This window comes from Pseudolysinimonas sp. 10J20-29 (assembly GCF_055809595.1).
In genome coordinates this window covers 1,276,393-1,298,281 of record NZ_CM147917.1, presented here as the reverse complement: position 1 = coordinate 1,298,281, position 21,889 = coordinate 1,276,393, and the positions used below count along the sequence as shown (strand labels likewise).

Sequence of the window (21,889 nt, the reverse complement as noted above, 5' to 3'; positions counted from 1 at the left end):
AAGGCGCCCTGATGGGCTGGCAGAATCCGCCGATCCAGTGGAGCGAACTCGAGCGCACGCTCTCGGGGTCGCGCCCGGTCGCCGCGCTCGACACGCCCCTCTCGCGCAAGCGCGGGCCCTACGTCGCGCCGTCGGAGCGCGTGCGCGACGCGGCCGCGGTGCCCTACGCCGAACTGCACGCGCACTCCAGCTTCAGCTTCCTCGACGGCGCCTCCAGCCCCGAGGCGCTGCTCGAGGAGGCGGAGCGGCTGGGGCTCCGCGCGCTCGCGATCACCGACCACGACGGCTTCTACGGCATCGTGCGGTTCGCCGAGGCGGCCGAGACGGCGCAGGTCGCCACGGTGTTCGGGGCCGAGCTCTCGCTCGGGCTCTCCGGTCCGCAGAACGGGGAGGCCGATCCGGAGGGCACCCATCTGCTCGTGCTGGCGCGGGGGCTCGAGGGCTATCACCGGCTCGCGGCCGCCATCACTGAGGCGCAGCTGCGCGGCACCGAGAAGGGGCGCCCCGTCTACGACCTCGACGACCTCGCCGTCGCCGCCGATGGCCACTGGGTGATCCTCACCGGATGCCGCAAGGGGGCGGTGCGGCAGGCGCTCGCGGGAGACTCCGCGCAGCCGGCGGCCGCTCCGCATCCGGATCAGGTTGAGGAGGCGTCGGCCGAGCTCGACCGTCTGGTGGCGCTGTTCGGCTCCGAGAACGTGAACGTCGAGCTCATCGACCACGAGCTGCCGCTCGACAGCGTCCACAACGACGTCCTGGCCGCACTCGCCGCCGAGCGCGGCCTGTCCGTCGTGGCGACCGGCAACGTGCACTACGCCCGTCCCGAGGATCGCCGACTCGCGACCGCGATCGCCGCCGTGCGGGCGCAGCGCAGCCTCGACGAGCTCGACGGCTGGCTTCCCCCCGCGGGCAGCGCGCACCTGCGCTCGGGGGCCGAGATGCGGGCACGATTCGCGCGCTACCCCGGCGCCGTCGAGCGCAGCGTCGAACTCGCGGAAGAGCTCGCCTTCCCGCTGCGCCGCGCCAAGCCGGCCCTGCCGAAGCAGCAGGTGCCCGAGGGGCACACCCCGATGTCGTGGCTGCGCGAGCTGGTCTGGCGCGCCGTGCCGCGCAAGTACCCGGACCTGTCGGAAGAGGATCGGCAGCGCATCGAGAACGAGCTCGCGGTGATCGAGAAGAAGGACTTCCCCGGCTACTTCCTCATCGTGCACGACATCGTCGCCTTCGCCCGCAGCCGCGGCATCCTCTGCCAGGGGCGCGGCTCGGCCGCCAACTCGGCCGTCTGCTACCTGCTCGACATCACCGCGGTCGACTCGATCTACTACCGGCTGCCGTTCGAACGCTTCCTGTCGAGCCTGCGCGATGAGGAGCCCGACATCGACGTCGACTTCGACTCCGATCGCCGCGAGGAGGTCATCCAGTGGGTGTTCGAGAAGTACGGTCGGCGCAACGCCGCGCAGGTGGCGAACGTGATCCAGTACCGGCCCAAGAACGCCATGCGCGACATGGCGAAGGCGCTCGGCTACTCCACCGGGCAGCAGGACGCCTGGAGCAAGCAGGTCGAGCGGTGGGGCGGCGAGGTCGGCAGCGAACCCGACCACGACATCCCGGAGCGGGTGGTGGAGCTTGCCACCGAGCTGCTGAAGGCGCCGCGGCATCTCGGCATCCACTCCGGCGGCATGGTGCTGACCGATCGGCCCGTCGGCGAGGTGGTGCCGATCGAGCACGCCCGCATGGAGAAGCGCACCGTCGTGCAGTGGGACAAGGACGACTGCGCCTGGATGGGCCTGGTCAAGTTCGATCTGCTGGGCCTGGGGATGCTGTCGGCGCTGCAGCACTCCTTCGACCTGATCCGCGGGTCGACGGGCGAGCACTGGGAGCTCTCGACCATCCCGAAAGAGGATCCGGAGGTCTACGACATGCTGTGCGCCGCCGACTCGATCGGGGTGTTCCAGGTGGAGTCGCGCGCCCAGATGGGGCTGCTGCCGCGGCTTCGCCCGCGCCGGTTCTACGACCTGGTGGTGCAGATCGCGATGATCCGGCCCGGGCCGATCCAGGGCGGTGCGGTGCACCCCTTCGTGCGCCGCCGGCTCGGCAAGGAGCCGATCACCTACCTGCACCCGAAGCTCGAACCGGTGCTCGAGCGCACCCTCGGCGTGCCGGTGTTCCAGGAGCAGCTGATGCAGATGGCGATGGCGGTCGGCGACTGCACGGGTGAAGACGCCGACCTGCTGCGGCGGGCGATGGGCTCGAAGCGGGGACTGGAGCGCATCGACAGCCTCCGCGAGAAGCTCTACGCGGGCATGGCGCGCAACGGGCTGAGCCAGGAGGACTCCGACACGATCTACCGGCAGATCCAGGCCTTCGCCAACTTCGGCTTCGCCGAGAGCCACTCGCTGAGCTTCGCGCTGCTCGTCTACGCGAGCTCGTGGGTGAAGCTGCGCTACCCGGCGGCGTTCCTCGCCGGGCTGCCTGCGCGCCCAGCCGATGGGCTTCTACTCCCCCGCCACCCTCGTCGCGGATGCCCGCCGCCACGGCGTCGAGGTGCGCCGCCCCGACGTGCAGCTCTCTGACGCCCAGGCCACCCTCGAACCCGTCAGCGGGTCGAGCGGGTTGAGCGGGTTGAGTAGCGCCGAAGGCGCGTATCGAAACCCCAAAACCGACGTGAGCGGGTTGAGTAGCGCCGACGGCGCGTATCGAAACCCAGAAGGCGACCCCCGCGGTTTCGATACGCCGCCATCGGCGGCTACTCAACCCGCAGGTTTCGCCGTGCGGCTGGGCCTGGCCGGCGTCACCCGGATCGGCGCGAAGCTCGCCGAGCGCATCGTCGCCGAGCGCACCGAACGTGGCCCCTTCGCCTCGATGGAGGACCTCGTGCACCGCACCGGTCTGAACACCGCCCAGCTGGAGGCGCTCGCCAGCGCGGGCGCCTTCGAGACGCTCGGCATCGGCCGTCGCGACGCGCTGTGGCGCGCTGGCAGCGCGGCGCAGCATCGGGCCGAATACCTGCCCGACACCACGGTGACGGTGCAGCCGCCGCTGTTTCCCGATCCCAGCTCCTTCGAGGTGCTCGCCTCCGACCTCTGGGCGACCGGGCTCTCGGTCGATGACCACCCGCTCTCCCACTTCCGCGGCACGCTGGACGAGCGCGGGGTGCTCACAGCGGCCGCGATGCGCACCGCGGAGGACGGCCGCCGTGTTGAACTCGCGGGCGTCGTCACCCATCGCCAGCGCCCCTCGACCGCGAGCGGCATCACCTTCCTCAACCTCGAAGACGAGACCGGGGTGATGAACGTGGTCTGCTCGATGGGCGTCTGGGGCCGCTACCGCCGCATCTGGCGGGAGGAGCCCGCCCTGATCGTGCGCGGCATCCTCGAGCGCTCCCCCGAGGGCGTGGTGAACCTGCTCGCCGACCGCGCCGAACCGCTGCGCCTCGGCGTGCGGCACGCCTCGCGCGACTTCCGCTGACCGCGAGCGGGTTGAGTAGCGCCAGGGGCGCGTATCGAAACCCCAGGGCGAGCACCGCGGTTTCGATACGCTGCCATCGGCGGCTACTCAACCCGCAGAGCCTTGCGGTTTCGATACGCCGCCAGCGGCGGCTACTCAACCCGCAAAGGGCTGAGAGGATTGGACGGTGAACTCCCCCGCACTTGGACTCCTGCTCGACGTCAACGGCCCGATCGCCAGCCCCGTCACCCGCACCGTCGCGATCGACTCGATCGCGCACGACCTGGTCGCGCTGGCCAACGCGGGCAACCCGGTGATCTTCAACACGGGGCGTTCAGATGCGTTCATCCGCGACGTCGTCCTCGACGTGATGGTCGCCGCCGGTCTCGAGCCCGGCGCGCCCGTGCACGCGATCTGCGAGAAGGGAGCCACCTGGTTCTCCATCGTCGACGGGGTCGCAGGCGCGACGCAGGTCGACCCGGAGCTGCAGGTGCCCGCCGACCTCGGTGCGTTCGTGCGCGACCTGGTCGAACAGCGTTTCAGCGACACGATGTTCTGGGACGACACCAAGCTCACGATGATCTCCGTCGAGCAGCGCGTCGAGGTGCCGAGCGAGACCTACCACCGGGCGCAGGCCGAGTTCAACGCGATCGTCGCCGAGCGGATGCGCGAGCAGGGCCTCGATTCCCGGCTCCGCCTCGACCCGTCGATCATCTCGACCGACGTCGAGGATGCGCGGGTCGGCAAGGACATGGGCGCCCGCCGCGCGATCGAACTGCTGCAGAGCTTCGGCGTGCCGAAGGTCTGGCGCACCGCCGGGGACTCGCGCAGCGACTACGCGATGGCCGACTGGCTGCACGAGGCAGGCTACGAGGTCGAGCACCTTGACGTGCGTCCCGCGGACGGCGTGCCCGAGACCCCGTACGCGGTGCGGATGCACGACTCCCTGATCCACGACGACGCGGCCGCCGTGTTCCTCACCGAGTGGCGCGGGGAGTTCACTTCCCCGCGTTGAGCCGACCGCGGATCCAGTCGATGCGCGCCTGAAGCTGCGCGACGGTCGCGCGGGCGACCTCGGGCCCACCGCAGGCGCGCCGCACCTCCGCGTGCACCATGGCGTGGGTCTGCCCGGTGCCGCGGGCGCGAATCGAGACCAGCGAGTTCAGCAGCTTGCGCTGCTCGGCGAGCGTGCGGTGCAGGGGCTGCGGCGCGGCGGGAGCCGGCGGTGCGCTCCCGGCGTTCTCGTCGCCGTGGAATGCGGCGCGGCGCGCCTGGCGGGCCTGGCGGTGCTTCAAGAGCTCGCTGACCTGCTCCGGCTCGAGAATCCCGGGAAGCCCGATGAAGTCCCACTCCTCGTCGCTGCCCGGCTGCGCGAGCGCGCCGTACTCCTCACCGTCGTAGAGCACCTTCTCGAAGGTGGCCTCCGAGCCGAGCGCCGTCCACTCGTACTCGTCGAGCAGCTCCGCCGAGGCGGTGTCGCCCTGCTCGGCGCGCTCGAGGAGCGAATCGTCGAGCAGGTCGTCGCCGGAGGACTCGCGATCCAGCGCGTGGTCGCGCTCGCGCTCCAGCTCGCTCGCCAGGCGAAGGAGGACGGGCACGCTCGGCACGAAGATCGAGGCGAGCTCGCCGCGGCGTCGGGCGCGCACGAAGCGGCCGATGACCTGCGCGAAGAACAGCGGCGTGGAGGCGCTGGTCGCGTAGACGCCGACAGCCAGCCGCGGCACGTCGACCCCCTCGGAGACCATGCGGACGGCGACCATCCAGCGGTGCGTGTTCGCCGAGTACTCGGAGATCCGGTCGCTGGAGGCCTTCTCGTCGCTGAGCACGACGACGGGCGCCTCGCCGGTCAGGTTCTCCAGAATCGTCGCGTACGCGCGGGCGGTCGTCTGGTCGCTCGCGATCACGAGCCCCCCGGCGTCCGGCACCGACTGCCGCACCTCGCTGAGCCGCTTGTCGGCGGCGGTGAGGACCGCCGGCATCCAGTCGCCGTCCGGGTCGAGGGCGGCGCGCCAGGCCTGCGAGGTGACGTCCTTGGTGTCGTCCTGCCCGAGGGTCGCCTCCCACTCCTCGCCCTGCTTCGTGCGCCAGCGCATCGAGCCGGCGTAGCTGAGGAACACGACCGGGCGCACGACCCCGTCGCGGAGCGCCCGCCCGTAGCCGTAGGCGAAGTCGGTCTGCGACAGCCGCACCCCGCGCTCGTCGCGCAGGTAGCGCACGAAGGGGATCGGCGCCGTGTCGGAGCGGAACGGGGTTCCGGTCAGCGACAGGCGGCGTTCGGCGGTCTCGAAGGCCTCACGGATGGCGTCGCCCCAGCTGAGCGCGTCGCCGCCGTGGTGGATCTCGTCGAGGATGACGAGCGTGCGCGCCGACTCGGTGAGCTGGCGGTGCAGCCCCGCGCGCACCGCGATCTGCGCGTAGGTGACGACGACGCCGTGATACTGCCGGGACTCGCGCGAATGCCGGTTGCTGAACCGCGGATCCAGTCGGATGCCGGCCCGGTGCGCTGCATCCGCCCACTGCGTCTTGAGGTGCTCGGTGGGGGCGACGACCGTGACCCGGTCGACGACGTGGCGCTGCAGGAGCTCGCTCGCGAGGCGGAGCGCGAACGTGGTCTTGCCGGCGCCCGGGGTCGCCGAGACGAGGAAGTCGCGGGGCCCGTTGCCGTCACCGCGCCCGTCGTCGGTGTCGAAGTAGGCGGTGAGGGCCTCCTCCTGCCAGGCGCGAAGGCGACCCGCGGTGCCCCAGGGGGCGCGCTGCGGGTAGCTCGGCGGCAGATGCTCGGCCGCGGCGGCGGCGCGGAAGGTGCTCCCGGCGTCGACGGACGCACGCGAGGCGGCGTCGAATTCGGCGGAAGTACTCACTTGAAAAGACGATACCGCGCGCCGCCGACGGCGTCAGTCGCCATGGCCGAATCGCCGGGTTCGCGCACCGCGCAGCAGCGCCGCGGAGCGCACGCTGCCGTCGCCGAACCGCGCGTTGAGCTCGTCCATCGTCGTCTCGGCCTCGCGCCACGCCTCATCGTCGTCCCACAGGCTGAGCCGGGCGACGTCGCCCGTGAGCTGCTCGGCGCGCACCCCCACCAGTCGCACGGGTCGCCGCTCCGGGTTGGCCGCGTCGTACAGCGCCCGCGCCTCCTCCGAGAGCCGACGCCCCACGTCGGTGGCGTCGGCGAGCGTGCGCGAGCGGGTGATCGTCGTGAAGTCGGAGAAGCGGAGCTTCAGACTGACGGTGCGGGCGCGGACCCCGGCGCGGCGCAGACGAATGCCGACGCTGTCGGCGAGCTGCAGCAGGGTGCGGTGGATCACGTCGCGCTCGAGCACGTCCGTCTCGAACGTCGTCTCGTGGCCGACGGACTTCTCTTCCCGACCCGGTGCGACCGCGCGCGGGTCGCGACCCCAGGCGAGCTCTCGAAGGCGTGTCGCCCCGACCTCGCCGATGCTGTGCCGGAGCGTGTCGATCGGCATCTCGGCGAGGTCGCCGATCGTGCGCAGCCCGAGCCGCGTGAGCTGCTCCTCCGTCTTGGCGCCGACGCCCCACAGCGCTGAGATCGGCTGCGGATGCAGGAACTCGAGGGTGTCGGCGGCCGGAACGATGAGCTGGCCGTTCGGCTTCGCGCGGCCCGAGGCGAGCTTCGCCACGTACTTCGTCGCGGCGGCGCCGACGGAGGCATTCAGCCCGGTCGCCTCGAACACCGCGGCGCGAAGGCGGGTCGCGATCTGCCACGGGGTGCCGAACAGCCGGCGCGCGCCGGCGATGTCGACGAAGGCCTCGTCGATGCCGAGCGGTTCGACGAGCGGCGAGATCTCGCCGAGCGCCGCCATGAACAGCGCCGAGTAGTGCTGGTAGCGCTCGAAGTGCGGTTCCAGCACGATCGCCTGCGGGCAGCGCTGCCGGGCGAGCGCCATCGACATCGCGGAGTTGACCCCGAACTGGCGCGCCTCGTAGTTGGCGGCGGTCACCACCGAGCGCGCGCTCGCGTGCCCGACGATCACCGGCTTGCCGACGAGTTCGGGGCGTTCGAGCAGCTCGACCGAGGCGTAGAACGCATCCAGGTCGACGTGCAGGATCGTCGCCGTCAGGTCGTCGACGGGCGCGTCGCTGACCAGCCGGTTGCGCCCATCCTGCTTGCTCACCCGGCTATCCTGCCACCGCCCGCCGACAGCGGTGCGAGCACGACGAAAGGGGCCCCGACGACGCTGTCGAGGCCCCGGCCACGGAAGACTCCGAGCGTCCGCGCGGACGCGCTCCGCACAGAACTGAGGGCGGCTCCGAAATGGAACCGCCCTCAGTCAAGCAGTGCGGGGCGTGAGCGGCAAGACAGCGCCGACCCCGCGGGTGATGGTCAGGCTCGACGCGACCCTCGCGTCACGAGCCCCCAGATCAGCAGCACGAGCACCGAGCCGCCGATGGCAAGAAGCCAGGTCTGGATCGAGAAGAACTCTTCCAGCCCCACTCCGAAGATGAGTCCGCCCAGCCAGCCGCCGAGCAGCGCCCCCACAACGCCGAGCAGCAGCGTTGCGAGCCAACCGCCCGCTTGCCGTCCCGGCAGAATGAGCTTCGCGATGGCTCCGGCGATCAGCCCGAGCAACAGGAATCCCAAGAACCCCATGTCAACCTCCCAGTCGATAGAGGAATCACTCCGGGTCTCGAAGTGACAACTCCACACTGCTCGCCCCCCGAACGAGGGTCAAGCCGGAATGTGCTGACCGGTTGATGTGCCTTTGCTGAGCGTTATTGGTGCGCGGGGTGAGAGGGTGTACGGACCGTCCGCGGGTCCGCTTGCCGAAAGCGCATCCCGGAGGCACGCTATTGACATGAGCGTTCAGCACCCGTGGTCTCGCTACGTCGCGATCGGCGACTCCTTCACCGAAGGCATCGGAGATCCGGAGGAGCGCAGCCCGGGCGGACACCGCGGCTGGGCCGATCGCGTCGCCGAGGTGCTGGCGGAGCAGACCGAGGACTTCGCCTACGCCAATCTGGCGATTCGAGGTCGGCTGCTGCAGCAGATCCTCGACGAGCAGGTGGATGCGGCCCTCGCGCTGCGGCCCGACCTGATCACGATCTCGGCGGGCGGCAACGACATCATCCGCCCGCGCACCGACCCGGACGACGTCGCCGCACGCATCGAAGGCGGCATCGCGCGACTGCGCCGCGATCGCGCCACCGTGGTGCTGTTCAACGGTCCCGATATCGGCGGCACGCCGGTGCTGGGACGCATCCGGGGCAAGGTCGCGATCTACAACGAGAACCTCCGCACCATCGCGCAGAAGCACGACTGCGTCGTGGCCGACATGTGGTCGCTGCGCGAGCTCACCGATCCGCGCATGTGGGCGCCCGACCGCCTGCACTTCTCCCCCATCGGGCACCAGACGATCGCCCGCATGGTCCTGGCGGCGCTCAACGTCGAGAACAGCCTCGAGCCGTTCGCGGCCGAGCCGATGCCGCCGCAGTCCTGGCGGCAGGCGCGCATCGACGACATCGGCTGGGCGCGCGAGCATCTGGCGCCGTGGATCCTGCGCCGGATTCGGCACCAGTCCTCCGGCGACTTCATCGAGCCGAAGCGGCCGACCGCGGGGCGCGTCCGCGAGAGCTGAGCCCGCCTAGGGGTTGCCCGTGATGAGTCCGGGATGCGTCAGCCGCCACCACGGCCCGGGATCGCCGAGCGCGGAGGTCGTCTCGAGGTCGACGCGCAGTTCCACCGCGGTGCTCTCGCCGGACCCCTCGAACACGAGCGTGCCGACGCTCTCGCCCGCGCCGACGAGCGTCACCTGATCGGTGTCGATGCGCGCCGTGAAGACGGCGTCGCCCCAGACGAGCGCCTCTGCGGTGTCGGTCGTGACGATCGTGGTGTCGGTCTCCCACTGCGTGGCGAAGGAGCCGAGTTCGACGCCGGGCTCGATCAGGGTGACCGCGGCGATGTTCGCGAACGCGGTGTCGAGCAGGTCCTCGACATCGTCGTTGAGCACGTCGTGATCCGGCGCCCCGAGGATCACGCCGATCACGGTGACCGGCTCGGCGCGCCCCTCGATCGCGCGCTCGGCCGAGAACAGCAGGTTCGCGCCGAACGAGTACAGCGTCCCGGTCTTGATGCCGTCGACACCGTCGGTGCCGAGCAGCGCGTTCGTGTTCTCGATCGTGCCGCGGTTGCTCACCGTCTCGCTCGCACTGCCCACGATGTCGGCCATCAGGGGGTCGGCCAGCGCCAGGCGACCGAGTTCGATCAGATCCGAGACCGTGCCGACGTTCGCGTCGTCGATTCCCGTCGGCTCGACGATCGTGATCGAGTCGAGGTCGTGCTCCGCAAGCCACGCCGCGGCGGCCGTGCGGAAGGCGTCCTCCGAGCCGAAGGCCCACACGGCGAGGCTGGTCGCGAAGTTGTTCGCCGACTTGATCAGGGTCAGCTCGAGCAGGTCGCGTTGGGTGTACCGCTCGCCCGCGGCCACCGCGGTGACGCTGCCGTTCATGGCGAGCTGCTGCGAGTAGTAGCTCACGTCGGCCGAGCTCATCGTGATCGTGGGCCCGTCATCTCCGAGCGCGAGCGGATGCGCGTCCAGCACCGTGAGCGCCGTGACCACCTTCGTGATGCTCGCGAGGGGCAGCGCCTTCTCGGAGCCGTCCTGCTCTCGCACCACGGGCAGCTCGACGACGCCGAGAGCGCTCGCGCCGTAGCTCGGCCAGTCGAGGTCGGGCGCGTCGATCGTCACGTCGGCGGGAACCGTCGTCGCGGCGGCGGTGGCGGGGAGCGGCGCCAGGAGCGTCATCGGCGCATAGAAGCCGACCGCCAGCACGGCGAGGGCGATCATCGCCGCGACGAGGCGCCGGCGTCGATAGACCGATCGGGGGTGCCGCTGTCGCGGAGTCGTCGCGATCCGGCTCACCCGGCAATGCTAAGCGACCCGCAGCGCCCAGAGGGCCACCGCGGAGGCCGCGGCGACGTTCAGCGAATCCACGCCGCCGGACATCGGGATCGTGACGGTCACGTCCGCGGTGCTGAGCGCGCGTCGGCTCAGCCCGTCGCCCTCCGTGCCGAGCAGGATGGCGACGCGCTCGGGCGGATCGGCGGCGAACTCGTCGAGCCCGACGGCCTGGTCGTCGAGCGCGAGCGCCGCAACGGTGAAACCGGCGTCCCGGAGTTGGTCGAGGCCTCCCGGCCAGGAGTCGAGCCGCGCCCACGGCACCTGCAGCACGGTCCCCATGCTCACGCGCACCGACCGGCGGTACAGCGGGTCCGCGCAGCCGGGGCTGATCAGCACGGCGTCGGCGCCCAGACCCGCCACCGCACGGAACACCGCGCCCACATTGGTGTGGTCGACGATGTCCTCGAGCACGACGATCCGGCGCGCGGAGGCCAGCAGGGTGGGAACATCCAGCGGGGCCGGGCGATGGAACGAGGCGAGCGCTCCGCGGTGCATCGCGAAGCCGGTGAGCTCCTCGAGAACGCCGGGCTCGGCGAGATAGACGGGCACGTCGTGGCCCTCCAGCAGCGGCTCGATGTCCGGCAGCCACTTCTCCTGCAGCAGCGCCGAGCGCGGGCGGTGGCCGGCCGCGAGAGACCGGGCGATCACCTTGCTCGACTCGGCCAGATAGAGCCCGCCCGCGGGCTCCAGCAGCCGCCGCAGCTTGCCGTCGGTGAGGTCCCGATAGTCGCGCAGCCGCTCATCGCCGGCGTCGCCGATGGGAATGATCTTCATGTCGCATCCCTTCACCGCTCGCCGGGCTGACAGCCCCCGGAAACATATCGGAAAACTCGGGGCCGTACGCTGGGGGCACCGGCACAGGAGGTGTGCGTGACGACGATTCCCGTGGCGACGACCGCCCCGGCCGACGGCGACAGCGATCTCGCTCGCGATATCGAGCGAGTGCTCGACGTGCTCGCGGGGCGACGGATCTCGGTGTTGACCGGCGCGGGCGTGAGCACCGACTCGGGCATTCCGGACTACCGCGGCACGGGAGCGCCGGTGCGCTCGCCGATGACCTTCCAGACCTTCATCGCCGACTCGCGCGCCCGCCAGCGCTACTGGGCCGGCAGCCACCTCGGCTGGCAGCGGTTCGCGACCGCGGCACCCAACGCGGGGCATCGCGCGCTCGCCGACCTCGAGAGCCGGGGCATCGTCAATGGCCTCGTCACCCAGAACGTGGACGGGCTGCATCTGCGCGCCGGATCGCGCCGCGTCGTCGACCTGCACGGAGCGCTCGACCGCGTGCGCTGCCTGACCTGCGGACAGAGCTTCGACCGCGGCAGCATCGCCGACCGGATGGCGGCCGCCAACCCGTGGCTGGCCGAGCCGGGCGCCCTCGAGCTGAACCCCGATGGCGATGTGAGCGTCGAGCACGTCGACGAGATGGTGGTGCCCGACTGCACGGTGTGCGGCGGTGTGCTCAAGCCCGAGGTGGTCTTCTTCGGCGAGTTCGTCCCGACCGAGAAGTACACCGAGGCGCGGGCCCTGGTGCGCTCGTCGGACGCGTTCCTGATCGCCGGCTCCTCGCTCGTGGTCAACTCGGGGATCCGTCTGCTCGACCAGGCCGTCAAGAAGCGGCTGCCGGTGGTCATCGTCAACCGCGGTCAGACGAAGGGCGATGCGCGCGCAACCCTTAAGATCGAGGCGGGCACGTCCGAGATCCTCACCGCGCTGCGGGACCGACTCGCGGGCTGAGCGAGATCCGCCTCCCGGCTGCCTGGGAGACCTTCTGTGACCGAGCTTTTTCTTGTCCGCCACGGCGAAACCGAGTGGAATCGCGAGCGCCGGATCCAGGGTCGCACCGACATTCCGCTGAACGAGACGGGTCGGGCGCAGGCGCGCGCGACCGGGGCGCTGCTCGCCCGGCGTCGCTGGGATGCGGTGCTCTCGAGCCCGCTGTCGCGCGCCCGGGAGACGGCCAGCCTGATCGCGGAGGAGCTCGGCCTGCCCGGGCCCGAGCTGAACGACGGGGTGATCGAGCGCAACTACGGCGAGGCCGAGGGGCTCAACTTCCACGAGGTCGACGAGCGGTTCCCCGAGGGAACCCACGTGCCCGGTCGCGAGTCGCGGGACGAGGTCGCCGAACGCGTCGTGCCGGCGCTGGTCGAGCTGGCTCGTCAGCGTCTCGGGCAGTCGCTCGTCGTCGTGAGCCACGGCGGCGCGATCCGCGCCGCGCTCTCGGTCGCCGAGCCGGGCATCTCGCACGGCATGATCACCAACGGCTCGGTGCACAGCTTCCGCGTCATCGACGGCACGCTGCGACTGATCGCCTTCGATGACCCGATCGAGTTCGAGTCGATCGGCGCCGACACCGGTGCCCTGAGCGTGCAGAACGCCGTCGAGGCGCGGGATCGGGAGCTCACGTGAACGCCGCCACCGAGCGCTTTCTCGCCGCCGTCGCCCCGCAGGGGCTCGAGCCCGAGGTCCGATTCTTCGACGAGAGCACGCACACGGCGGCCGAGGCGGCGGCCGCGATCGGCTGCGAGGTGGCCGCGATCGTGAAGAGCCTCGTCTTCGTCGCGGACGGCGAGCCGCTGCTCGTGCTGGTCTCGGGTCCGCGGCGCGTCGACACCGCCGCGCTCGGCGCCCGCATCGGCGCGGACATCGGCAAGGCGGATGCGGCGCTCGTGAAGGCGGCGACCGGCTACAGCATCGGCGGGGTCCCGCCGCTCGGGCATCCGGAGCCGATCCGCACCCTGGTCGACGAGGGGCTCCTCGAGTTGGAGGAGCTGTGGGCCGCCGCCGGCAGCGCGTACTCGGTGTTCCCGATCGCGCCCGCGCGCCTGGTGGAGCTCAGCGGCGCCCGGGTGCTGCGCGTCGACTGACGACCCGCTCGACGAGCTCGAGCAGCTCGGCCGCGCTGCGGTCCCAGTCGAAGTTCGCGGCCTGCGCGCGGGAGGCGCTCGACGCGCGCGCCCAGGTGTCGGCGTCGGCGAGCTCGCGCACCGCCGCGGCGACGGCGGAGGCATCCGTCGGCGGCACGAAGCGCGCGGCCTCGCCGCCGATCTCGCGGAAGATCGGGATGTCGCTGACGACGACCGGGGTGCCGAGCGACATCGCCTCGACGAGCGGAATCCCGAATCCCTCATCGAGGGAGGTGCTGAGCAGCGCCGTCGCGCGCGAGAGCACCGCCTGATACTCCTCGTCGCTCGCACCGTGGTGGAAGACGAGCGCGCCCTCGGGGGCGAGCTCCGTCAGCCGAGCCCGGTCGGCATCGCCGATGCGGCTCATCAGGTGCAGGCGGTGGTCCGGCAGCTCGTGCAGCGCGCGCGCCAGCGTCTCCACGTTCTTGTAGGGCATGAACGAGCCCATGTAGACGAGTTCGCGGACGGCGTCGCCGCTCGGGGCCGAGCGCGGCGTGTCGGGTGCCGGGTCGGCGGCGTTGCGCACCACCGTGATCGGCCGCCGGGTCAGCCGGTGCCGCTCGATGAGCGTCTTGCTCGTCTCCGAGACGGTCGCCACCTCATCGGCGCGGTTCAGCAGCAGCCGCTGCGGCCACCAGGCCAGGTGGTAGAGCCGCCAGAGCAGCCGGATCAGCGCGGGCAGATCGCGCGGCGGCGTCCGGTTGCGGTAGTAGATCAGGTCGTGAAGCGTGAGGACGAGCCCGTAGCGGCGCCCCCACGAGCCCATGGTCTGCATCGGGGTGAACACGACGTCCGGGTTCAGCCGGTTCACCTGGCGCGCGACGAACAGCTCGCGCACGCTCGTCGGCGCGGAGATCTTCACCCAGGGCAGATCCGGCAGCATCTCGAGCTGCCGTTCGTCGCTGATCAGCATCGTGACCGGATGACGACGGGCGACCGCCTCCGTCACGCGCGCCGCGTAGCGGCTGATGCCGTCGTGATGGCCGAGCCGCGTGTAGCGGCAGTCGATGACGAGCTTCATCCGATCAGGCCCGGTCGTGCTGCTCGGCCAGGAACTCCCGGATCGCCGCGGCCGCCTCCTGGCGCGCCTCGTAGTGGATCAGGTGCCCCACCTCGGGGAGCACGATCAGGCGCGCATCCGGGAACTTCTGCACCGTCTCGCGCTGACCCTCGACGGGAGTGATGCGGTCCACTCCCCCGGCGATCATCAGCGTCGGGACGGCGACCTTCGGCGCGGCCTGGCCGACCTGGGTGCTGAGCGAGGCGTCGAACGCCTCGGCGACCGTGGCGGGGTCGGAGAAGCCGCTGAAGTAGCGGTGGTGCTCCTCGTGGATCCAGCGGCGCAGCCGGCGATCCGGGGTCGTCACGAGCGACATGCTCATGAACTGCACGATCAGCCAGCTGCCGAGGAGCGCCCGGCCGAGACGGTCGGGAAGCCGGCGCGCGACGTCGTAGTAGAACTTCGTCAGCCGCGTGATTCCGACACCGGCCCCGGTGAGCGGATCGCTCGAGATCGGGTTCACGAGGATCAGCGCCGGCGTCTCCAGCCCGGCCGCCACCGCGTGGCTGGTCACCATCGAGCCGAACGAGTGCCCGAGCACGATCGCGCGACCGCGCAAGTCGAGCGCGTCGAGGAATCCGGCGTACCAGTCGCCGTAGCCGGCGATGTCGTGCGGGCGCTCGGTCATCGGGGTCGAGGCGCCGAAGCCCGGCAGATCGGGCCCGATCACGCGCACCTCCGGCAGCAGCGCGATGACCGGCTCGAGACCGTGGTGGTCGCCGCGGTAGCCGTGGCAGATCACGATGGTGTCGCGGGCATCCGCGGGACCGTACTCCCAGTAGCGGGTCGCGCTTCCCAGCACCTGAACGGTGTTCTCGCGGACCGAGATCCTGGCCAGCTCGTCGGCGTGGGGGGCGGGAACAGTCATCGTTCCCATCCTAGGCGCGAGCACTCGTAGACTCGGACGGTGTCTTTCACCGCACCCCACACCCTGCCCGGTCTCACGCTCGACCCGCACTGGTACCGTCGTGCGGTCTTCTATGAGGTCATGGTCCGCTCCTTCGTCGACTCCAACGGCGACGGCTCGGGCGACCTCGGCGGTCTGATCTCCAAGCTCGACTACCTGCAGTGGCTGGGCGTCGACGCGCTGTGGATCCCGCCGATCTTCGACTCGCCGCTGCGCGACGGCGGCTACGACGTCTCCGACTACCACTCGATCCTGCCCGAGTTCGGCACGATCGAGGAGTTCCGCGAGCTGGTCACCAAGGCGCACGAGCGCAACATGCGCGTCATCATCGACCTCCCGCTGAACCACACCTCGGATCAGCACGAGTGGTTCCAGCAGTCCCGGCTCGACCCGGAGGGCCCGTACGGCGACTTCTACGTCTGGAGCGACTCCGACGAGAAGTTCGACAACATCCGCATCATCTTCACCGACTACGAGGAGTCCAACTGGGCCTTCGACTCGGAGCGGCGCCAGTTCTACTTCCACCGTTTCTTCTCGCACCAGCCGGACCTGAACTACCACAACCCGGCCGTGCACGAGGCGGTGTTCGAGGTCATCCGGTTCTGGATGGACCTCGGCGTCGACGGCTTCCGGCTCGACGCGATCCCCTACCTCTACGAGTCGGAGGGCGGCACCGGCGAGAGCGAGCCCGAGACCCACGAGTTCATCCGGGCCGTGCGCCACATGATGGACACCGAGTACCCCGGCCGGGTGATGATCGCCGAGGCGAACCAGTGGCCCTCCGAGGTCGTCGAGTACATGGGCACCAACGAGGAGCCCGAGTGCCACATGGCCTTCGACTTCCCCGCCATGCCCCGCATCTTCTACTCGCTGCGCTCGCAGTCGGCGCAGGAGCTGACCCGCGTGCTCGCCGAGACCACCGAGGTGCCGGACGGCGCCGGGTGGGGCGTGTTCCTGCGCAACCACGACGAGCTGACGCTCGAGATGGTGAGCGAGGAGTACCGGCAGGCGATGTACGGCTGGTACGCCTACGACCCGCGGATGCGCGTCAACGTCGGCATCCGTCGTCGCCTCGCGACGCTGCTCGACAACTCCCGCGCCGAGCTGGAGCTCGCGCACGCGCTGCTCTTCTCGCTGCCCGGGTCGCCGTTCCTGTACTACGGCGACGAGATCGGGATGGGCGACAACATCTGGCTCCCCGACCGCGACGCCTCGCGCACGCCGATGCAGTGGACGCCGGACCGCAACGCCGGGTTCTCGACCGCCGACCCCGGCAAGCTGTTCCTGCCGGTCGTGCAGTCGCTCGTCTACAACTACACGCTCGTCAACGTCGAGTCGCAGCTCGCGCAGTCGCGTTCGCTTCTGCACTGGGTGCGCAACGTGATCCACGTGCGGAAGCAGCACCCGACCTTCGGGCTCGGGTCGATGCGCGTGCTGCGCACCGACCACGAGTCGGTGCTCGCCTTCGTGCGCGAGTACGAGGGCTCGGGCAGCCAGTTCGGCGATGCGCCCGAGCGCGTGCTGTGCGTCTTCTCGTTCGCCCACAACCCGGTCGCGGTGAACATCGAGATCGGCGAGGAGTTCGCCGGGCAGCCGCTGTACGACCTGTTCGGCGGAGCGGAGTTCCCGCGCGTCGCCGAGGACGGGACGGCGACGCTGACGATGGGCTCGCAGGGCTTCTTCTGGCTGCACCTCGGGGAGGCGCGGTTCCAGGGCGGCGGCGCGCGGTGACCGCTGCTGTCTGCGGCGCCCCCTAGCCTGGTGCCATGAACAACTGGGGCGGCCGGCTCGGCGTATTCGATCTCGAGACGACGGGCGTCGATGTGCGCACGGCGCGCATCGTCTCGGCCTGCGTGGCGGTGCTGGATCCCGAGGGCGGCGTCCTCGAGCGCCGTGACTGGCTCGCCGACCCCGGCATCGAGATCCCGGACCAGGCGGCCGCCGTGCACGGGATCACGACCGAGCGCGCCCGCGCCGAAGGCCGACCCGCCTCCGGTGTTGTGGCCGAGATCACCGACTCGCTGCGCGAGCTGCTCGGCGGCGGTACGCCGGTCACGGTCTACAACGCGCCCTACGATCTGTCGCTGCTGGCGCACGAGTGCACGCGCCACACGGTCGCGCCGCTCGCCGCGATCTCCCCGATCATCGACCCGCTGGTGCTCGACAAGGCCGTCGATCGCTACCGGCGCGGCAAGCGCACGCTCGAGGTCACCGCGCAGCACTACGGCGTCGCGCTCGACGACGCGCACGATGCCGGCGCCGACGCGGTCGCCGCCGGGCGGGTCGCGCAGGCCCTGGTGAAGGCGTTCCCCGCCGAGCTCGATCTCGATCCGCGTGAGCTGCACACCCGCCAGGCGGCCTGGTTCGCCGAGCAGGCGGCGAGCTTCGAGGAGTACATGCGCCGGGTCAAGGACCCGTCGTTCGTCGCGTCGCGCGGGTGGCCGATCCGGTGAGCCCGAGCGTCCTGCGGATCGCGGCCGCGGTCATCGAGAACGAGGCCGGGCAGCTGCTCTTCGTGCGCAAGCACGGCACCGTCGCGTTCATGCAGCCCGGCGGCAAGATCGAGCAGGGCGAGTCCCCCGCGGAGTGCCTGGTGCGCGAACTGGAGGAGGAGCTCGGTCTGGTGCTCTCCCCCGCCGACCTGACCGAGATCGGGCGCTTCGACGCGGATGCGGCGAACGAGCCCGGCATGACGCTCGACGCCTGGTGCTACCGGGCGCCGCTGACCGGCGTGCCGGAGATCGCCGCCGAGATCGCCGAGGCGATCTGGTGGGACCCCACGCGGCCGCTGCCGACAATGGCGCCGCTCAGCCGCGACTACCTCGTGCCGTTCGTCCTCGCCGCTCGCTGACGAGCCGGAGCGGCCGGGAACGCGGCCGGGCGCGTGACCGGGCTTCGGGCCCGCGTGCGCGCCGACCGCTCAGCCAGGGACCGCTCAGCCCGGGCCCGGTCGGCTCTCGAGCCGTTAACGACGAAGGCCCCCGCCGGAGCGGGGGCCTTCGAGGGACGACTTACTTGGAGCCGCCGAAGCTCTTGAAGCGCTGGTTGAACTTCTCGACACGACCGGCCGAGTCCATGATGCGCTGCTTGCCCGTGTAGAACGGGTGCGAGGCGGACGAGATCTCGACGTTGATGACCGGGTAGGTCTGACCGTCGAGTTCGATCGTCTTGTCGCTCGTGACCGTCGAACGCGTGAGGAACGTCTCACCGCTCGCGAGGTCGCGGAACACGATGGGCGCGTACGCCGGGTGAATTTCGGACTTCATGGGAAACCTCGGAAGTAAATGGAAGCTTGAATGGCCAGAGCGGACCAAGGGACGACTATACCAGGTGGCGGGCCCGTTCAGACCGCACGCGCCGCGAAACGGCCCGTGTCGCTCGTGGAGACCTCGAGGCGCAGGCCGAATGCCTCCGACAGATTGTCGGCGGTGATGACCTCGGCGATCGGCCCGGCCGACTGGATGCGGCCGCCCGCGAGCAGCATGGCGTGCGTGAAGCCCACGGGGATCTCCTCGACGTGGTGCGTCACCATCACCATCGCGGGCGACTCGGGGTTCTGCGCGTAGGCGCCCAGCAGTCCGACCAGCTCTTCGCGCGAGCCGAGGTCGAGGCTGGCCGCCGGCTCGTCGAGCAGCAGGAGCTCCGGATCGGTCATGACGGCGCGAGCGATCTGGGTGCGCTTCTGCTCCCCGTCGCTCAGCGTGCCGAAACGGCGGTCCTGGAGGTGGTCCAGCTTCCACTCGGCGAGCACGCGCGTGGCGCGCTTGCTGTCGACGAGGTCGTAGTTCTCGTTCCAGCGGCCGGTGACAGCGTAGGCCGCCGTCATGACCACGTCGAGCACGGTCTCGTCGCCGGGGATGCGGCGGGCGAACGCGGTCGACGCGAAGCCGATGCGCGGACGCAACTCGAAGACGTCGGTCTTGCCGAGCTTCTCGTCGAGCAGCACCGCAGAGCCCTCGGTGGGGTGGATGTTCGCCGAGGCGATCGAGAGCAGCGTGGTCTTGCCCGCGCCGTTCGGCCCCAGAATCACCCACCGCTCCTCGGGATTGACGACCCAGTTGATGTCGTCGAGGATGCGATTGCCGTCGCGAATGACGGCGAGGTCGGAGAGCGTGAGCACCGCAGACATGATGCCCCTAGCCTACGGCAGGAGCGAGTCGTAGATTCGCCGCGTGCGCTCGGCGATCGAGGTCCACGAGAAGTGCTCCTCCGCGCGCTGCCGCCCGGCCTCCCCCATGCGCCGCGCCGTCTCGGGGTCGCTCGTGACCTCGGTCAGCACCTCCGCGAGATCGGCGATGAAGCGCTCGGGGTCCAGCGGCGTGCCCGTGCCGTCGTCGACCTGCTCGATCGGCACCAGTCGGCCGGTGATCCCGTTGCTGACGACCTCCGGGATGCCTCCGGTCGCCGTGCCGACGACCGCGGCGCCGCAGGCCATCGCCTCGAGGTTCACGATGCCGAGCGGCTCGTAGACCGAAGGGCAGACGAAGGTGGTGGCCTGGGACAGGATCGCCGAGAGCTCGTTGCGCGGCAGCAGCTGCTCGATCCAGACCACGCCGCTGCGCTCCCGCTGCAGCTCGGCGACGCCGGCCTGCACCTCGGCGAGGATCTCCGGGGTGTCGGGCGCTCCGGCGCACAGCACGAGCTGCACCTCCGGCGGCAGCAGGCGCGCCGCGGCCAGCAGGTACGGCAGCCCCTTCTGGCGGGTGATGCGCCCGACGAAGACGACGCTCGGCCGGTCGGCATCGATCCCGAAGCGCTCCAGCGTCGCCGGATCCTCGTGGCGGTGCCAGCGCTCCAGATCGATGCCGTTGTGCACGACGTGCACGCGGGCCGGATCGATCGCCGGGTAGCTGCGCAGGATGTCGGCGCGCATCCCGTCGCTGACGGCGATGACGGCGTCGGCCGCCTCGTAGGCGCTCTGCTCCACCCAGCTCGAGACGCGGTAGCCGCCGCCCAGCTGCTCGGCCTTCCACGGGCGCAGCGGTTCGAGGCTGTGCGCGGTCACGACGTGCGGGATGCCGTGCAGCAGCTTGGCGAGGTGCCCCGCCGCATTGGCGTACCAGGTGTGCGAGTGCACCAGATCGGCGCCCGCGACGTCGCCGGCGATCAGCAGATCGGTGCCGAGGGTGGTCAGCGCCGGATTGGATCCGGTCAGCTCGGCGGGCACGCCGTAGGCCTGGACGCCCGGCTCGTCGCGCGGAGCGCCGAAGCAGCGCACCTGCACCTCGACGTCGGCGCGGAGGGCGGCGACGAGCTCGGCGACGTGGACGCCCGCCCCGCCGTAGACCTCCGGTGGATATTCCCTGGTAATCACATCGACTCGCACGTCTTGACGCTAGTACAGGCGCGGTGGCTGACCTACTGTAAGGACATGGCAGCGAAGAAGGTGTTCGGGATCGTGCTCGCTGGCGGCGAGGGCAAGCGGCTGATGCCGCTGACGGCGGACCGGGCCAAACCCGCGGTCCCCTTCGCGGGGGGCTACCGACTCATCGACTTCGCGCTGTCGAACCTCATCAACTCGGGGCTGCGCCAGCTCGTCGTGCTGACCCAGTACAAGTCGCACTCGCTCGACCGCCACGTCTCGCAGACCTGGCGGCTCTCGGGTCTTCTCGGCAGCTACGTCGCCTCGGTGCCCGCACAGCAGCGCCTCGGCAAGCGCTGGTTCAGCGGCTCGGCCGACGCGATCTTCCAGAGCCTCAACCTGATCCGCGACGAGAAGCCCGACATCGTCGTCGTGGTGGGCGCGGACCACGTCTACCGCATGGATTTCAGCCAGATGATCGACGCCCACATCGCCTCGGGCCTCCCGGCGACGGTGGCGGCGATCCGGCAGCCGCTCGCGCTCTCCGACCAGTTCGGCGTCATCGAGGTCGATCCGGAGAACCCGGAGCTGATCTCCGCGTTCCGCGAGAAGCCGAAGGATGCGGTCGGCCTGGCCGACTCCCCCGGCGAGTTCCTGGCGTTGATGGGCAACTACGTGTTCGACGCCGATGCCCTCATGGCGGCCGTCGAGCGCGACAGCGAACTCGCCGGTTCGAGCCACGACATGGGCGGCGACCTGATCCCCGACTTCGTCGCGCGCGGCGAGGCGGGAGTCTACGACCTCATCAAGAACGACGTGCCCGGCTCGACCGAGCGCGACCGGTTCTACTGGCGCGATGTGGGAACGATCGACTCGTTCCTCGACGCGCACATGGATCTGGTCTCGGCACTGCCGGTGTTCAATCTCTACAACCGCGACTGGCCGATCTTCAGTCAGCAGCTCAACGCGCCGCCCGCCAAATTCGTTCGCGACGAGAAGAACGCGATCGGCACGATCATCGACTCGATCGTGTCGCTCGGCTGCGTCGTCTCCGGCGGTCACATCGAGCGCAGCGTCCTCGGGCCGTGGACGAGCGTGGAGTCCGGCGCCAAGGTCGTCGACTCGGTCGTCTTCGACCGCGTGACGGTGGGGGCGGGAGCGATCGTGCAGCGCGCTATCCTCGACAAGGACGTGGTGGTCGAAGCCGGCGCGACGGTCGGTGTCGATCACGACGCGGATCGCGCGCGAGGCTTCACCGTGACCGAGAGCGGCATCACCGTGGTCGGCAAGGGCCTCCCCGTCAGCTGATTCGCTCTGACCGGATGCCGCATCCGGCGCCGCTTCCGGAAG

General features: G+C 70.6%; 19 protein-coding genes and 1 pseudogene. 10 read left to right on the top strand and 10 right to left on the bottom strand.

Translation table 11 applies throughout. The features are described 5' to 3' along the window. Nucleotides 1-11: 11 nt before the first annotated feature. Together AC0L6Y_RS06295 and AC0L6Y_RS06290 are read left to right on the top strand one after the other, a co-directional pair. A pseudogene (locus AC0L6Y_RS06295) lies at nt 12-3,468 on the top strand (error-prone DNA polymerase). Nucleotides 3,469-3,634: 166 nt separating this feature from the next. Next, nucleotides 3,635-4,462 carry a Cof-type HAD-IIB family hydrolase gene (locus tag AC0L6Y_RS06290; protein WP_473558067.1) on the top strand — a complete coding sequence of 276 codons (828 nt, stop codon included), beginning with the start codon at nt 3,635-3,637 and terminating at the stop codon, nt 4,460-4,462. Here the strand turns inward: AC0L6Y_RS06290 and AC0L6Y_RS06285 are convergent. The 3 genes from AC0L6Y_RS06285 to AC0L6Y_RS06275 all read right to left on the bottom strand — a co-directional run bounded on the left by AC0L6Y_RS06285 (nt 4,446) and on the right by AC0L6Y_RS06275 (nt 8,056). Continuing rightward, the gene (locus tag AC0L6Y_RS06285) at nt 4,446-6,221 is read right to left on the bottom strand and encodes a DEAD/DEAH box helicase (protein ID WP_473558315.1); all 1,776 of its coding nucleotides are present in this window, start codon (nt 6,219-6,221) and stop codon (nt 4,446-4,448) included. The genes AC0L6Y_RS06290 and AC0L6Y_RS06285 overlap by 17 nt on opposite strands. A 120-nt stretch (nt 6,222-6,341) precedes the next feature. Next, on the bottom strand, nt 6,342-7,580 hold the full coding sequence (gene dinB / locus AC0L6Y_RS06280; protein WP_473558061.1) for a DNA polymerase IV: 1,239 nt from the start codon (nt 7,578-7,580) through the stop codon (nt 6,342-6,344). A gap of 209 nt (nt 7,581-7,789) precedes the next feature. Continuing rightward, nucleotides 7,790-8,056 carry a GlsB/YeaQ/YmgE family stress response membrane protein gene (locus AC0L6Y_RS06275; protein WP_473558055.1) on the bottom strand — a complete coding sequence of 89 codons (267 nt, stop codon included), beginning with the start codon at nt 8,054-8,056 and terminating at the stop codon, nt 7,790-7,792. A gap of 205 nt (nt 8,057-8,261) precedes the next feature. Here AC0L6Y_RS06275 and AC0L6Y_RS06270 point away from each other — a divergent pair, with 205 nt between their 5' ends. Beyond that, nucleotides 8,262-9,041 carry an SGNH/GDSL hydrolase family protein gene (locus AC0L6Y_RS06270; protein WP_473558051.1) on the top strand — a complete coding sequence of 260 codons (780 nt, stop codon included), beginning with the start codon at nt 8,262-8,264 and terminating at the stop codon, nt 9,039-9,041. Nucleotides 9,042-9,047: 6 nt separating this feature from the next. On the opposite strand, the gene AC0L6Y_RS06265 is transcribed toward AC0L6Y_RS06270, so the two are convergent. Next, nucleotides 9,048-10,325 (bottom strand): D-alanyl-D-alanine carboxypeptidase family protein, encoded by a 1,278-nt coding sequence (locus AC0L6Y_RS06265; protein WP_473558046.1) that lies wholly within the window; start codon nt 10,323-10,325, stop codon nt 9,048-9,050. Between the two features lie 9 nt (nt 10,326-10,334). Next, a complete protein-coding gene (locus tag AC0L6Y_RS06260) occupies nt 10,335-11,138 on the bottom strand; it encodes a TrmH family RNA methyltransferase (protein WP_473558041.1) in 804 nt (267 codons plus the stop codon). A 111-nt stretch (nt 11,139-11,249) separates the two neighbouring features. Here AC0L6Y_RS06260 and AC0L6Y_RS06255 point away from each other — a divergent pair, with 111 nt between their 5' ends. Genes AC0L6Y_RS06255 through AC0L6Y_RS06245 form a run of 3 tightly spaced genes read left to right on the top strand, consistent with a single transcriptional unit; the run spans nt 11,250 to nt 13,231 of the window. Then, entirely contained in the window at nt 11,250-12,101 is an 852-nt protein-coding gene (locus tag AC0L6Y_RS06255) for a Sir2 family NAD-dependent protein deacetylase (RefSeq protein ID WP_473558310.1), read from the top strand. A 36-nt stretch (nt 12,102-12,137) separates the two neighbouring features. Further along, a complete protein-coding gene (locus AC0L6Y_RS06250) occupies nt 12,138-12,773 on the top strand; it encodes a histidine phosphatase family protein (protein ID WP_473558035.1) in 636 nt (211 codons plus the stop codon). Further along, a complete protein-coding gene (locus AC0L6Y_RS06245) occupies nt 12,770-13,231 on the top strand; it encodes a YbaK/EbsC family protein (protein ID WP_473558032.1) in 462 nt (153 codons plus the stop codon). Before AC0L6Y_RS06250 ends, AC0L6Y_RS06245 begins: the two co-directional genes overlap by 4 nt. On the opposite strand, the gene AC0L6Y_RS06240 is transcribed toward AC0L6Y_RS06245, so the two are convergent. Then, the gene (locus tag AC0L6Y_RS06240) at nt 13,200-14,291 is read right to left on the bottom strand and encodes a glycosyltransferase family 4 protein (RefSeq protein ID WP_473558025.1); all 1,092 of its coding nucleotides are present in this window, start codon (nt 14,289-14,291) and stop codon (nt 13,200-13,202) included. The two genes, AC0L6Y_RS06245 and AC0L6Y_RS06240, sit on opposite strands and share 32 nt — an antisense overlap. A 4-nt stretch (nt 14,292-14,295) precedes the next feature. After that, nucleotides 14,296-15,198: an alpha/beta fold hydrolase gene (locus tag AC0L6Y_RS06235; protein ID WP_473558020.1), complete on the bottom strand. Its 903-nt coding sequence runs from the start codon at nt 15,196-15,198 to the stop codon at nt 14,296-14,298. 39 nt (nt 15,199-15,237) lie between these two features. On the opposite strand from AC0L6Y_RS06235, the gene treS reads away from it, so the two are divergent. The 3 genes from treS to AC0L6Y_RS06220 are packed head-to-tail and all read left to right on the top strand — an operon-like array spanning nt 15,238 to nt 18,088. After that, nucleotides 15,238-16,968 (top strand): maltose alpha-D-glucosyltransferase, encoded by a 1,731-nt coding sequence (gene treS / locus AC0L6Y_RS06230; protein ID WP_473558015.1) that lies wholly within the window; start codon nt 15,238-15,240, stop codon nt 16,966-16,968. Between the two features lie 35 nt (nt 16,969-17,003). After that, the gene (locus tag AC0L6Y_RS06225; protein WP_473558009.1) at nt 17,004-17,690 is read left to right on the top strand and encodes an exonuclease domain-containing protein; all 687 of its coding nucleotides are present in this window, start codon (nt 17,004-17,006) and stop codon (nt 17,688-17,690) included. After that, nucleotides 17,675-18,088 carry an NUDIX hydrolase gene (locus AC0L6Y_RS06220; RefSeq protein WP_473558002.1) on the top strand — a complete coding sequence of 138 codons (414 nt, stop codon included), beginning with the start codon at nt 17,675-17,677 and terminating at the stop codon, nt 18,086-18,088. Before AC0L6Y_RS06225 ends, AC0L6Y_RS06220 begins: the two co-directional genes overlap by 16 nt. 160 nt (nt 18,089-18,248) lie before the next feature. On the opposite strand, the gene AC0L6Y_RS06215 is transcribed toward AC0L6Y_RS06220, so the two are convergent. The 3 genes from AC0L6Y_RS06215 to glgA all read right to left on the bottom strand — a co-directional run bounded on the left by AC0L6Y_RS06215 (nt 18,249) and on the right by glgA (nt 20,563). Beyond that, nucleotides 18,249-18,503, bottom strand: a complete 255-nt coding sequence (locus AC0L6Y_RS06215; RefSeq protein ID WP_473557997.1) for a type B 50S ribosomal protein L31 — start codon at nt 18,501-18,503, stop codon at nt 18,249-18,251. A gap of 77 nt (nt 18,504-18,580) precedes the next feature. Continuing rightward, on the bottom strand, nt 18,581-19,366 hold the full coding sequence (locus tag AC0L6Y_RS06210; protein ID WP_473557992.1) for an ABC transporter ATP-binding protein: 786 nt from the start codon (nt 19,364-19,366) through the stop codon (nt 18,581-18,583). A 12-nt stretch (nt 19,367-19,378) separates the two neighbouring features. Next, nucleotides 19,379-20,563 (bottom strand): glycogen synthase, encoded by a 1,185-nt coding sequence (gene glgA, locus AC0L6Y_RS06205; RefSeq protein ID WP_473557985.1) that lies wholly within the window; start codon nt 20,561-20,563, stop codon nt 19,379-19,381. A gap of 45 nt (nt 20,564-20,608) precedes the next feature. Between glgA and AC0L6Y_RS06200 the strand changes: the two genes are divergently transcribed. Continuing rightward, complete coding sequence (locus AC0L6Y_RS06200; protein ID WP_473557977.1) at nt 20,609-21,847, top strand: glucose-1-phosphate adenylyltransferase; 1,239 nt, start codon at nt 20,609-20,611, stop codon at nt 21,845-21,847. Nucleotides 21,848-21,889 lie beyond the last annotated feature (42 nt).

Coding starts and splice junctions, on each gene's coding strand:
- AC0L6Y_RS06275 (WP_473558055.1), bottom strand. CDS start 8,056: ATGGGGTTCTTGGGATTCCTGTTGCTCGGGCTGATCGCCGGAGCCATC.
- AC0L6Y_RS06270 (WP_473558051.1), top strand. CDS start 8,262: ATGAGCGTTCAGCACCCGTGGTCTCGCTACGTCGCGATCGGCGACTCC.
- AC0L6Y_RS06260 (WP_473558041.1), bottom strand. CDS start 11,138: ATGAAGATCATTCCCATCGGCGACGCCGGCGATGAGCGGCTGCGCGAC.
- AC0L6Y_RS06240 (WP_473558025.1), bottom strand. CDS start 14,291: ATGAAGCTCGTCATCGACTGCCGCTACACGCGGCTCGGCCATCACGAC.
- AC0L6Y_RS06235 (WP_473558020.1), bottom strand. CDS start 15,198: ATGACTGTTCCCGCCCCCCACGCCGACGAGCTGGCCAGGATCTCGGTC.
- AC0L6Y_RS06225 (WP_473558009.1), top strand. CDS start 17,004: ATGAACAACTGGGGCGGCCGGCTCGGCGTATTCGATCTCGAGACGACG.
- AC0L6Y_RS06215 (WP_473557997.1), bottom strand. CDS start 18,503: ATGAAGTCCGAAATTCACCCGGCGTACGCGCCCATCGTGTTCCGCGAC.
- AC0L6Y_RS06210 (WP_473557992.1), bottom strand. CDS start 19,366: ATGTCTGCGGTGCTCACGCTCTCCGACCTCGCCGTCATTCGCGACGGC.
- AC0L6Y_RS06200 (WP_473557977.1), top strand. CDS start 20,609: ATGGCAGCGAAGAAGGTGTTCGGGATCGTGCTCGCTGGCGGCGAGGGC.